Source organism: Nisaea sp. (genome assembly GCF_034670185.1).
Taxonomy (GTDB): Bacteria; Pseudomonadota; Alphaproteobacteria; order Thalassobaculales; family Thalassobaculaceae; genus Nisaea.
Window position 1 is genome coordinate 495,836 of record NZ_JAXMNY010000002.1, and the last position, 12,611, is coordinate 508,446.

The following is a 12,611-nucleotide window of genomic DNA, read 5'->3' on the forward strand; positions in this document are numbered from 1 at the left end:
GAACCAGCATGAGGCTGGAGCCGGCCATGTGGGACGCGCTCGCCCAGATCGCGGCGCGGGAAAAACTCACCATTCATCAGATCTGCGGAATTGTGAATCAGCACAGGGTGAACACATCCCTCACCTCGGCAACACGGGTCTTCATCCTGGGTTATTTTCGCGTCCTCGCAATCAGCCTGGAGCGCGACACACCCGGGGATTCCGAGCGTTCGATCATGACCAGGGTGTTCCGGCAGACGGAGGAATTCCGCAACACGCCGTACAACAACCGTTACGCCGGGTCCTTGTAGAATTCAGGCCAGATATCCTTGACGACCGGGCTGCTTTCCCCGAAGGCGTGGCAGGAATTCAGGAGTGGTGGACGCCCCGTCCGCTTCGGCTCTTCCTCTCCGGTTTCCCGCCGTTTGCGGGCGCTTTCGCCATAAAGCGTCTGGTAAGCGGTGGTCGCCATCGTCCAGAGCAGTTCGACCAGATGGGTGCACCCCTCGGCACCACCAAGCGCGGAAAGCACCTTCTTGCGCCAGCCGGGCCCGATCCTGATGCCTTTCAGGCGCTGGAAATTCACCGTAATGTCCGGGCAGATTGCAAACGGCCCGGCGTCGGTGATCGCCTCCACCGCGAGAATGGTGAGTTCGTCATCGACAGTCAGCCGGATCGACATGTCGTGGATCGGCTCGCCGGCCGGAATGCCATCCCTGAAACTGTTCGGGACCTCGTAAGTCTTTACATCCGTGATATGCCCCTCAATGTCGAGATGACCGTCATCGCGGCGAAAGCCCTCGCAGGTGACACGGCGCGTATGGACTTTGCGGCGCGACGCCGGGCTGGTCAGGGGCATTGATCTCTCCGGATTGATATTGCTTTGCGGCAAAAATCATTCCGGACCGCGCCGAAGTCAATTCCCGACAACTCCCCAAGCGGGGCAAACCTGCCCCCGGGTCAGGGAAGCCCGGCCATTCCCGAGCCAGAAATGAAGGCCTCGCGCTCCAGAACCGCCTCTTCCAGGTCCTCGCGGACGGCCGCATAGATATCCCGGATCGAGACCATACCGATGATCTTGCCGCCCTCCTCCACAGGCAGGTGACGGAAGCCGCCTTCCTGCATGCGTTGCAACGCATCCATCACAGAGGCCTTGGGGCCGATGGTTTCGGGTTTCGGAGTCATGATCGCCTCGATCAGCGTTCCCCCCGGAGACTTCTCTTCCGCCACCAGACGGCCCGCGATATCCCGTTCCGAGAGAATTCCAACCAGTTTCTCGCCATCAAGGATGAGAAGCGCACCAATCTTGCGGCTCGTCATGAGTTTCGCGGCCGTGAGAACCGTTTCTTTGGGGGACAGCGACGAGAGGTCCTGTTTACTCACCACATCCGGCACGATGTGTCTGGCCATGGCATTCTCCCTGATAGGTTTTTCTTTATCTCAAAAGATTATACCAAATCAGGAGCCATCTGGGAGCCGGGTCGTTTCAAGAGTTTCATTTTCGGTTTCCGTCGGCGTTTCCTTGGAGACCCGCAACAAGGTGATCTGGTTGCGGTGACGGCGTAAAATCTTGAACCTGAAACCGTGGAAAACGAACTCCTGCGCCACATTCGGGATGGTTCTGGCCTCATGCAGGATCAGCCCGGCGATGGTCGAGGCCTCGCCGTCAGGCAGGTCCCAGTCAAATTCCCGATTGAGGTCCCGGATCGTCACAGTGCCGTCGATGACGTAGGATCCGTCCGCCTGAGGCCGCACACCGGCGACCGCGACATCGTGCTCGTCGCTGATTTCGCCGACGATCTCCTCGATGATATCCTCCAGGGTCACGATGCCCTGGAAAGCCCCGTATTCATCAACCACGAGCGCGAAATGCTCACGCCGGGCGCGGAAAGCCTGCAACTGATCGAGCAGGGTCGTGGTGGTCGGAATGAACCAGGGGTCCGACGCCACCTCCCGCATATCGAGCTTCTCCAGCTCCTCGCCGCTCAGCCCCTTCACGGCGCGCAGAACCGCCTTTGCATGGATGACGCCGATGATTTCGTCATGGTCACCCTTGAACATCGGCAACCGTGTGTAGGGGCTCTTCATGATCTGCGAGATGATGTCCTCGACAGAGTCCTCGACATCCAGCATTTCAACCTGGCGCCGGTGGGTCATGATCTCCTCGACCCAGACCTCGCTCAGATCGAGGATCGAGCGCAACATGGCCCGTTCCTCGCGCACCTCTTCCTCGTCAACCTCGACCTTGTGGCCATGCAGCTCGATCAGGCCGCGCAATTCCTCTTCCTGCTCCGAATGACCGAACTCCTCGGAAATCCTGATACCGCACATGGACAGGAGCAAGCGGACGATGGCCCGTACAATCTTGGCGATCGGGCTCAGGATAAAGACGATGGCGTTGATCAGCGGGGCGACGGCAAGTGCAACCCGATCGGAATTGTTGAGGGCATATGTCTTCGGCAGGACTTCGGCGAAAATCACGACCACGACCGTCATGACAAGGGTCGCGTAGACCACACCATGCTCGCCGAAAAGCCGCAGGAACACGGTTGTCGCCAGCACAGAACCCAGGATGTTGGTGATGTTGTTTCCGATCAGGATCGCACCGATCATGGTCTCGCTATGCTCCCGCAGCGCGAGAACACGGGATGCCCGCTCGTCGCCCTTACGGTCCAGCTGGTGCATCCGGGCATAGGACGAGCCCGTCAGACCGGTTTCCGATCCGGAGAAAAACGCCGAAAACACGATCAGCAGCAAAATGGCCCCGATCGTCAGAAACAGTTCACCGTCCACAAGATCCAGGAGTTCTTCTTCCATCAGACGCCCGCCGCGACCGAAAGGTCTTCCTGCAGCATCGCGCGCACGGCATCCGGCGCGACATCGTCGCTGGTAAAGGCACCGCCGATCCCTCGCGCCAACACGAACCGGATCATCCCGTCACGCGCTTTCTTGTCCCGGCGCATGGAGGCGAGCAGCGCCTCCGCATCCCATTGCGCGGCTCCCGGTATATCCGCCACACGCGTCATCAACCCCATGGCTCCGAGATGAGCCCGCGCCCGCTCCGCATCCTGACCGGCGCAAAGGCCGAGGCGACGCGACAGCTCCAGTGCCTGGATCATACCGATCGATACCGCCTCGCCATGCAGCAGCGTGCCGTCGAATCCGGCCGCGGCTTCAAGAGCATGGCCGAACGTATGGCCGAAATTCAGCAATTCGCGTAGCCCGGCTTCCCGCTCGTCCGCGGCCACTACCTCGGCCTTTGCCTTGCAGCTTTCAACGACCGCGGAAATCCGTGCCGCCTCGTCGCCAGCAATCAAGGCCGCGCCATGCTGTTCAAGCCATTCAAAGAAGGCCGGATCCCTGATCAGGCCGTATTTGACGATTTCCGCATAGCCCGCCCGCACTTCGCGCTTCGGCAGGGTATCGAGCGTCCCGGTATCGGCCAGCACCAGCCTCGGCTGATGAAACGCACCGACCAGATTCTTGCCCTGCGGCGTGTTGATCCCGGTCTTCCCGCCGACCGAACTATCGACCTGCGCGAGCAGAGTGGTCGGGATCTGAATGAAATCAAGGCCGCGCATGACGGACGCCGCGCAATAGCCGGCAAGATCGCCGACCACACCGCCGCCGAGCGCAATCACAGCAGTTCGGCGGTCAACACCGTCTTCCAGCATGCGACAGCAGACATGCTCGAAATCGGCAAAGCTCTTGGATGATTCGCCCGGCGGCACGGCGATGGTCGTCACCGTAATATCAGCCGCACGCAACGACCGTTTGAGCGGATCGAGCCAATGCCCGGAAACCGTCGAATCGGTAATGACGAAGACCTTGTTCCCCCTGATCAGAGGCTTTATCTCATCGCCTGCATTCTCGATCAGCCCGGGTCCGACGCGGATATCGTAGCTGCGTTCTCCGAGGCCCACGGGAACCGTCTGGGTCGTCGTCATCATATTTCCTGTTTCAAAAAAAATCGGTTCCGTCATGCGGCTCATTCGGCGGGAACGGCTTTGCACGCATCCTCGAAGTAATTCATGAGCACGTCGTAGGCCTGATCGACCGTCGCCTCGAGCGGCCCCCGGCGCGATTCGATCCAGAGATCCGCCTTCTCGTAAACCGGATAGCGCTCTTCCATCAATTTCGTGAGGACCGCCTTCGGGTCTTTCTGCGCCAGCAGCGGACGTCCCTGACGACGGCTGACACGCTCGAAAAGGACGTCGATATCGGCCTTGAGCCAGAGAGACACCGCGTTCTCGGAGATTGCCGCCCGGGTCTCCTCCGCCATGAAGGCACCACCGCCGGTCGCAAGCACGACAGGCGGGCCACTCAGGATGCGCTGGATGACCCGTTGCTCGCCACGACGGAACTCGACCTCGCCGAAACGCTCGAAAAATTCGCTGATCGTGCAGCCGGCCGCGTCCTCGATCTCCCGGTCCGCGTCAATAAAATGCATACCAAGCCGCTGCGCCAGACGGCGCCCGACACTGCTCTTCCCGGCCCCCATGAGGCCGACGAGAACGATGCTTTTCGGGTGGGGCTGTGGCGTCTCCGCCAGATCAGAGTGATTCACCATGGGAAGCAGGTTCTGGCTCCGGACGAGACGCAGATAGCGTTTCCAGTCAAATCCGGCACCTCTCCTTTCCTCTCCCTCGTTGAACTCACTGGATGCGGTCGGTATGCTGCCGCAAACGCGTCATATTCTGCCGCTAGCATAACTTTCCCGATATGGCGTTGTAAACGCATTGGGGACGTTGCGCGCCGGTCGGCCGGACCAGTGTCGCGTGAAACCGTAATTCATGGGTCCGCAGCATGAAATTGACGCTCTGGGTCGTTATCGTCATAGCACTGTTCTTTGGCGGCGGCTTTGCATTCCTGTCCACGTGGGACATCCCGGCTCCGACCAGCCAGATCGAACAGGTCCTCCCCAATGATAAATTCCCCCGCTAACGGCCGAACCAGGCATCTGCGCGCCGGTTTCTGCGTCCTGATGCTGGCTCTGTCCCTGCCGTTCTCGGCAGGAGATACGCTGGCCCAGGGCGCGCCCAAGCCGTTACTGCCATCCCTCGGCGCTCCGAAACCGCTGCTTCCGCCGGCATCCGGCACAGGCAGCACCACCGATAGCGCCACCGACGCAGTCGAGATGGCCCCCAGTCCGCCGGCGGGCAGCGGCGCGGCGGACGCCAAGGACGGCATTTCCATCAATTCCCTGGACAGGGTTTCCGGAGAGAGCGTCGGGACCATTGGCCAGGACGAATCGGCCCTGCCGGCCACCATGTGGGACGGCACGCCCCGCAGTGCAATCGAGCGCATGCTGGCGCTGGTTGGCGAAGCTCCGGCGACCGCTTCCCTGCGCGACCTGATGTTGCGCATTCTGCTGAGCCCGGCCGCTGTTCCCCAGGCTACCGACCCGGCCGACCGGACGAGCATCGTCAAGGCCCGTATCGACGCCCTCGAGCGTCTCGGGGCCTGGCCGGATTACATCCGGCTTCTCGACAGTGTTCCGGCCGGTGATGACGAGACAGCATTGCCACCGGCATTACGCGCCCGGCTTAAAACCGATGCCGGCTTCCTGACCGGAGATACCGGCAAAAGCTGCGCCATTGCCCGCGACGCCATGCTGTCCCTGCCAGAGGATCGTTACTGGCAGAAGGCGGGAGCCTTTTGTCAGGCCCTTGCCGACGAGTGGGAAAGTGTTGAATTCAATCTCCGCCTGATGCTGGAACTCGGCGACCAGGATGCCCGCTATTTCGAACTGATGCGCGCTGTCAGCGGCACCGTGTCCGACCTGCCGCAAATGCCGGAAGCGGCACAGCTCAGGCCTCTGGATATCGCCATGATGCGGGCTGCCGGTGTGGCGCCCTCCATGCCGGACCCCGATGCGGTTCCGCCGTCCCTGATATCGATCCTGACCTCCTTCAAGGCTTTGCGCTTCGAGGACCGGCTGCGTCTTGCCGAGCGCGGCGAACGGCTTGGTCTGGTGGACCGGAGCGAACTGATCGCGCTGTATGAGCTGGTCGATATCGACCCGTCGCAAATGCAGAACGCGCTCACAGCCGCAGCGGCCGACCCAAGCGCAAATGGCCGCGCCCTGCTGTACCGGGCAATCGCCAGCCAGACCCTGCCGCTGGCCCGGGCCCAGGCCATCCAGCAAGCTCTCAATCTTGGCCGGGGAGAAGGCCGCTACGGTGCCACGGCCCGGCTTTACGCCCCGCTGATCCAGGAAATCCCGACAACGTCTCCTTATGCCTGGTTCGCCGCCGACGCGGCATCCGCCTTCATCGCCGCCGGCATGAGCGACGCCGCCGCGCCCTGGATGGAAATGGCCGCCCGCGAGGCGCGCATGGGACCGGAACAGGCAACCGCCTGGCGCGATGCGGTCATCATGTCCCGTCTTTCCGCCGGCGAAGATGTCCCGCTTGAGAAAAACTTCCTGCGGGAATGGTGGCGTGGCGTCCGCAACCTTGGCCCCGAGAACGCCCCGGCACGCGCGACATTGCTGTTCGGCCTGCTGGAAGCAACCGGTGCGGAAACGCCCGGCACGGTCTGGCGCGGCCTGATCGACCAGGCGGCACCAAAAGACACGAAAACGCCACCGCCCGCCCTGCTTTGGGCTCGCCGCGACGCTGCCGGGAACGGCCGTCTCGGAGAGGGCGCCCTGCTGACCGTGCTTTCACTCTCCGGTGCCGAATTGTTGGACTACGATACCGGAACTCTTACCGAGAGCGTCCGGGCTCTGTCGGAACTCGGATTGCAGAAAGACGCCTACCGGCTCTCGCTGGACATCTATCTGGCGGCGTCCAGCACGCCTGCCCCGGCAACTGCGGGCGAGTGAGCGGGTGAGCCCGGATAGCGGGTCCATCGAGCGTTTTCTTGAGATGTTGATTGCCGAGCGTGGCGCGTCCGGGAATACGGTCGACGCCTACAAGCGCGACCTGAGGGACTTCGCCGGCAGTCTGGTGAAGCGCAAGCAATCGCTCGGCACCGCTTCCAGCGACGACATCAGGGCGTATCTAGATCTGCTGGAGAAATCCGGCATGGCGCCCCGCACTGCGGCCCGCAGGCTCTCCGCGATCCGGCAATTCTATCGCTTCCTCTATAGCGAGGGAGACCGGAGTGACGATCCCTCCACCGCCATCGACAGTCCGCGCCAGGGACGTCCGCTGCCGAAGGTCCTGAGCGAGACGGAGGTCGACCTGCTACTCGCCGCCGCCCGCAACAAGGATGGCGCCGATGGGCTGCGACTGACCTGCCTGCTCGAAATCCTTTATGCCAGCGGCCTCCGGGTCTCGGAACTCGTCGCGCTCCCGCTTGCGTCAGTCGCGCGCGACCCCCGTGTGTTGATCGTCCGCGGAAAAGGCGGCAAGGAACGCATGGTGCCCCTGACCGATGCCGCCCGGGACGCCATCGTCGCCTATAAGGAAGCGCGGAGCAGCTACCTGCCCGAAGGCGCGACGTCTCCGTTTCTTTTCCCGTCCCGAAGCAGTGAAGGCCACCTTACCCGCAGGCGCATGGGACAACTTCTGAAAGAACTCGCCATCGCATGCGGCTTAAGGCCCGCCACCGTCTCGCCCCATGTACTGAGACATGCTTTTGCGACTCACCTTCTGGATCACGGCGCGGACCTCCGAAGCGTCCAGCAGATGCTCGGGCATGCGGATATTTCGACCACGCAAATCTACACCCACGTGCTCACCGAGCGGCTGAAAGCACTGGTCACCGAACATCACCCACTGGCAAAGCCCGGCAAAAAAAGCTGATCCGCCGTGGCAATCCAGACGTTGTAACCCAAGGCCCGGACAGGTATGGTTCCGCGCTTCCCAACATAGTGATTCGACGGATATGCGCGTCTTTCTGGATTTCGAAAAGCCGATCGCCGATCTTGAAGGCAAGATCGAGGAACTGCGTCACCTCTCTTCCGAGGGCGATATCAATATCGCCGAGGAAGTGGGCAAGCTTCAGGCTAAGGTCGAGCGTCAGCTCCGGCAGTCCTATCAGAAGCTGACGCCATGGCAGAAAGTCCAGGTAGCACGGCACCCGGACCGGCCACACTTCAAGCAGGTGCTGGCCCATCTGGTCGAAGATTTCACGCCACTCGCAGGGGACAGATCCTTCGGCGAGGACAAGGCAATTGTCGGCGGCATCGGTCGTTTCCGCGGGTTCTCTGCCGTTATCATCGGCAATGAGAAGGGCGGCACGACGGAAGAGCGCATCACGCATAATTTCGGCATGGCGAAGCCCGAGGGTTACCGCAAGGCCCGCCGCCTGATGGAAATGGCAGATCGGTTCAAACTGCCGGTTCTGACCTTCATCGACACAGCCGGGGCCTATCCCGGCGTCGGCGCCGAGGAACGCGGTCAGGCCGAGGCCATTGCCCGCTCCATCGATGCCTGCCTCTCCCTCCAGGTTCCGCTCATCGCCTCCATCGTCGGTGAAGGCGGATCCGGCGGCGCCGTGGCTCTGGCCGCGGCAAACCGGGTGCTGATGCTGGAACATGCGGTTTATTCCGTGATCTCTCCGGAAGGCTGCGCCTCCATCCTCTGGCGCGACGGCGACCATGCCCGCGACGCGGCGGAAGCACTCAAGCTGACGGCGAAAGATCTTCTTAACCTCGGCGTGATCGACGAAATCGTTCAGGAACCGCTCGGCGCAGCCCATCGCGACCAGGAAACAGCTCTCGATGCCCTTGGCGATGCCGTGGAAGCCAATCTCCGCACGCTCGTCGGTGTGGAAGGCGGCAAGCTGAAAGCCGACCGCCGCCGTAAATTCCTCGACATGGGCAAAAAAGGCCTCGCCTGACCGGTCTTTTCCGCCCCTCAGACGGTTCGAATTGATCTGGCACAATTCCCCTTTTTGCACCGGGTGATATGTCCCCTACATTGGAGCCATATGACATCGGCACCGATTGAGGGAACAGCTGGATGCTCGGTTATCGCACCATTCTGATAGTGCTGTTACTCGCCGCAATCGCGGGCGGGTTCTACTGGTATGATCAACGCGGAAGTGACCTGCCCGAAGGTTTTGCGCGCTCCAATGGTCGGCTCGAGGCCGAACGGATCGATATTGCCAGCAAATTCTCCGGCCGCATCCGTGACGTGCTGGTGACCGAAGGCGAAATGGTCTCCGAAGGGCAGCTCCTCGCCCGTCTGGACTCAACCGAAATCGAAGCCCAGCTCCGGGAAGCGGACGCCGCCGTTCTGCAAGCGCGGGAGGCGCTGAACGAAGCCCGGGCCCTGCTGGCCCAGCGCAAAAGCGAGCTGGTGCTGGCGGACCAGGAAATGCAACGGTCCGAGACGCTCGGCGAGCGAGGCTTTGCCAGCGGCGAGACCGTGGATCGCCGGCGCAGCCAACGCGCGACCGCCGCTGCGTCCGTCGCCTCCGCCGAAGCGGGCATCGCCCGTGCGAAAGCCACGATCGCGGCCCGCGAGGCAACGGTGGAACGCATTCGCGCCGATCTCAGGGAATATGAAATTGCCGTGCCGGTCGCCGGACGGATCCAGTACCGGCTGGCGGAACCCGGCGAAGTGATCGCGGCGGGCGGCAAGATCGCGACCATGCTGGATCTGAAACGGGTCTACATGACGGTCTATCTGCCAACGCGTGACGCCGGGCGGCTCGCTTACGGGGCAGAAGCCCGGCTGATCTTCGACGCGGCTCCGAAATATATCATCCCGGCAACCGTCACCTTCGTCGCTTCGGAAGCGCAGTTCACGCCGCGCTATGTCGAAACCGAAAGCGAGCGGGACAAACTGATGTTCCGGGTCAAGGTCACGATCCCCGAAGATATCCTCGACGGTTATGAACGGCTGGTGAAGGCGGGGATTCCGGGCATCGCCATTGTCCGCACGGACCCCGAGATGCCGTGGCCGGAGGAATTTACCGTCAAGCTGCCTCCGCGCGATGGCTGAGACCGCACCTCCCATAAGGTTTTCGGGAGTCTCCCACTGCTACGGGCGGATGGACGCGCTGCGGAATATCGACCTCGACATCACACCCGGATCGACAGTCGGCGTGATCGGCCCGGATGGCGTCGGTAAATCCACATTGCTGGCGCTGCTCTCCGGCACCAAGAAAATCCAAAGCGGGACGGTCGAGCTGTTCGGCGGAGATCTACGGAGCAAGGATCACAGGCGCCGGGTCTGCATCCGGATTGCCTATATGCCGCAGGGCCTCGGCAAGAACCTCTACCCGACACTCTCCATCGCGGAGAATCTCGACTTCTTCGCCCGGCTTTACGACCAGTCCGAGAGCGAGCGGCGGAAGCGGGCGGACGAGTTGCTACAAGCGACCGGGCTTTCTCCGTTCCGCGACCGGCCGGTGGAGAAACTTTCCGGCGGCATGAAGCAGAAACTAGCGCTCTGCTGCGCCCTGGTACACGACCCTGATCTGTTGATCCTCGACGAGCCGACCACTGGCGTTGATCCCCTCTCCCGCCGCCAGTTCTGGGAGCTGATCGCACGAATCCGCAACCGTCGCCCCTGGATGACGATCGTCACCGCCACCGCCTACATGTCCGAAGCCGAGCGGTTCGAGCATCTGATTGCGATGCATGACGGCAGTATTCTTGCCGAGGGAACGCCGGAAGAACTGAAAGAACAGGCTGGGGCAGACAACCTCGAAGACGCTTTCCTGGCCCTGCTTCCAAACAATGGCGGTGCAGGGTTCATTGCCCGGCCAAAACCGGAAAGCACGGCCCAGAGCGGCGAAGCGCCCGCTATCGAAGCATCCGGACTGGCCATGACGTTCGGCGACTTCACCGCCGTCGATCATGTCGATTTCCGCATCGAGCGCGGCGAGATCTTCGGCTTCCTCGGCTCGAACGGCTGCGGCAAGACGACGACCATGAAAATGCTGACCGGCTTGCTGACGCCGACCGAGGGTGAGGCCCGGATCTTCGGCAAACGGATCGGGAACGACAGCATGGAGATGCGCCGGAGGGTCGGTTACATGTCCCAGTCTTTCTCGCTCTATGGCGAATTGACCGTGCACCAGAATCTCGACCTGCATGCCGGCCTCTTCCGGATCGAGGGAAAACGGAAGAGGGAACGGATCGCGGAACTGGCCGACCGTTTCGGCCTGGCCACGGTTATGAACAAGCGACCGGATGCCCTGCCTCTCGGCATTCGCCAACGCCTGCAACTCGCGGTCGCCGTATTGCACAAACCGGAAATGCTGATTCTGGACGAGCCGACAAGCGGCGTCGATCCGGTCGCCCGGGACGTCTTCTGGAACCTGCTCACCGAACTCTCCCGCGATGACGGCGTGACGATTTTCATCTCGACCCATTTCATGAACGAAGCGGAGCGCTGCGACCGTATCTCGCTCATGCATGCCGGCCGCGTGCTGGCGATGGGCACGCCGGACACGCTGGTGGCGGAGTCCGGCCGGGATACGCTGGAAGAGGCTTTCATCAAACATCTTGAGGCTGCGGCGAATGATGGCGTGGTTTCCGTCGAGGAGCAGGCCATCGATGCTCTGCAAACCACCGAGGAAAGCGCGGTGCCGGCCCTGTTCTCTCCGAGCCGGCTGTGGGCCATCGCCCGGCGCGAGGCATACGAACTCAGCCGGGATCCGATCCGGCTTGCCTTTGCCATTTTCGGCCCGCTCCTTCTGATGTTGTCGATGGGTTACGGGATATCCTTCGATGTCGAAGATATGCGCTATGCAGCGCTGGATCAGGACCGCACCCGTGAGAGCCGCATGGTTCTGCGTCAGTTCGAGGGCTCGCGCTATTTCAGCGCCGCGCCGGAGCTGCAGGATGTCGCAGACCTGGATCGCCGCATGCAAAGGGGCGAGATCAGCCTTGCCCTCGTCCTGCCTCCCGGTTTCGGCCGCGACCTTGCTGCCGGACGGAAGCCGGAGGTCTCTGCCTGGCTGGACGGCGCCAACACCAGCCGCGCCGAGACCTCGCGCGGTTATGTGGAAGGCGCCTTCAATTCCTTCCTGTCGGAGCTCGCGACCCGGAATGGAACGGATACGGCAACGCAGCAGCTCACCGACATCGAGGTCAGGTTCCGCTACAATCAGGGCTTTACCTCGCAGCAGGCCATCCCGCCCGGGGTCCTGATGATGCTCATGATGATGATCCCCGCCATGCTGACCGCGCTCGGGGTCGTCCGGGAAAAGGAGTTGGGCTCCATCACCAATCTCTACGCCTCCCCGGCCAGCCGCTTCGAATTTCTGGTCGGCAAGCAACTTCCCTATATCGGCATCGCGCTCGTCAGTTTCTGCACGATGATGCTGATGATGTTCCTGCTCTTCGATCTGGCGCCGAAGTCGAGCGTCCTTGTCCTGCTGGTCGGTGCGGTGCTCTACGCCACCGCGGCCACCGGGTTCGGCCTCCTCGCCTCGACCGTGGCCACGTCGCAGGTCGCCGCAGTGTTCGGAACAGCAATCATCGTGCTGGTTCCGACCATCAATTTCTCCGGCATGCTGCACCCGGTCGCGACTCTGGATACCGCCGGACGGATTATCGGTGAGGCCTTCCCCGCGTCCTATTTCCAGAAGATCAGCGCCGGTGTTTTCAACAAGGGCCTGCCGGTCGCGGATCTGGCACCCAATCTCGCCATGCTTGCGGTCTTTTGCGTGGCCTACTGGGTGATTTCCTCCATCGCCCTGCCGAAACAGGGGCGCTGATG

The 12,611-nt window shown here is 62.1% G+C and carries 11 protein-coding genes; 6 read left to right on the forward strand and 5 right to left on the reverse strand.

The window, feature by feature from the left end:
- Nucleotides 1-8 precede the first annotated feature (8 nt).
- Nucleotides 9-290, forward strand: a complete 282-nt coding sequence (locus tag VOI22_RS11965; RefSeq protein WP_416366221.1) for a ribbon-helix-helix domain-containing protein — start codon at nt 9-11, stop codon at nt 288-290.
- Here the strand turns inward: VOI22_RS11965 and VOI22_RS11970 are convergent.
- The 5 genes from VOI22_RS11970 to VOI22_RS11990 form a co-directional block, all read right to left on the reverse strand.
- The gene (locus VOI22_RS11970; RefSeq protein WP_323796707.1) at nt 272-838 is read right to left on the reverse strand and encodes a DUF2889 domain-containing protein; all 567 of its coding nucleotides are present in this window, start codon (nt 836-838) and stop codon (nt 272-274) included. The genes VOI22_RS11965 and VOI22_RS11970 overlap by 19 nt on opposite strands.
- A gap of 101 nt (nt 839-939) precedes the next feature.
- A complete protein-coding gene (locus tag VOI22_RS11975) occupies nt 940-1,389 on the reverse strand; it encodes a CBS domain-containing protein (protein WP_323796708.1) in 450 nt (149 codons plus the stop codon).
- A 48-nt stretch (nt 1,390-1,437) separates the two neighbouring features.
- Complete coding sequence (locus tag VOI22_RS11980; RefSeq protein ID WP_323796709.1) at nt 1,438-2,796, reverse strand: HlyC/CorC family transporter; 1,359 nt, start codon at nt 2,794-2,796, stop codon at nt 1,438-1,440.
- A complete protein-coding gene (aroB, locus tag VOI22_RS11985; protein WP_416366222.1) occupies nt 2,796-3,929 on the reverse strand; it encodes a 3-dehydroquinate synthase in 1,134 nt (377 codons plus the stop codon). The genes VOI22_RS11980 and aroB overlap by 1 nt, the downstream gene beginning before the upstream one ends.
- 38 nt (nt 3,930-3,967) lie before the next feature.
- On the reverse strand, nt 3,968-4,549 hold the full coding sequence (locus tag VOI22_RS11990) for a shikimate kinase (protein ID WP_323796711.1): 582 nt from the start codon (nt 4,547-4,549) through the stop codon (nt 3,968-3,970).
- 354 nt (nt 4,550-4,903) lie between these two features.
- Between VOI22_RS11990 and VOI22_RS11995 the strand changes: the two genes are divergently transcribed.
- The 5 genes from VOI22_RS11995 to rbbA all read left to right on the forward strand — a co-directional run bounded on the left by VOI22_RS11995 (nt 4,904) and on the right by rbbA (nt 12,609).
- On the forward strand, nt 4,904-6,808 hold the full coding sequence (locus VOI22_RS11995; protein WP_323796712.1) for a hypothetical protein: 1,905 nt from the start codon (nt 4,904-4,906) through the stop codon (nt 6,806-6,808).
- 4 nt (nt 6,809-6,812) lie between these two features.
- Complete coding sequence (gene xerD, locus VOI22_RS12000) at nt 6,813-7,733, forward strand: site-specific tyrosine recombinase XerD (protein ID WP_323796713.1); 921 nt, start codon at nt 6,813-6,815, stop codon at nt 7,731-7,733.
- 82 nt (nt 7,734-7,815) lie between these two features.
- Complete coding sequence (locus VOI22_RS12005) at nt 7,816-8,772, forward strand: acetyl-CoA carboxylase carboxyltransferase subunit alpha (protein WP_323796714.1); 957 nt, start codon at nt 7,816-7,818, stop codon at nt 8,770-8,772.
- A gap of 122 nt (nt 8,773-8,894) precedes the next feature.
- Complete coding sequence (locus VOI22_RS12010; RefSeq protein ID WP_323796715.1) at nt 8,895-9,881, forward strand: efflux RND transporter periplasmic adaptor subunit; 987 nt, start codon at nt 8,895-8,897, stop codon at nt 9,879-9,881.
- Entirely contained in the window at nt 9,874-12,609 is a 2,736-nt protein-coding gene (gene rbbA / locus VOI22_RS12015) for a ribosome-associated ATPase/putative transporter RbbA (RefSeq protein ID WP_323796716.1), read from the forward strand. The genes VOI22_RS12010 and rbbA overlap by 8 nt, the downstream gene beginning before the upstream one ends.
- The last annotated feature ends 2 nt before the right edge of the window (nt 12,610-12,611 follow it).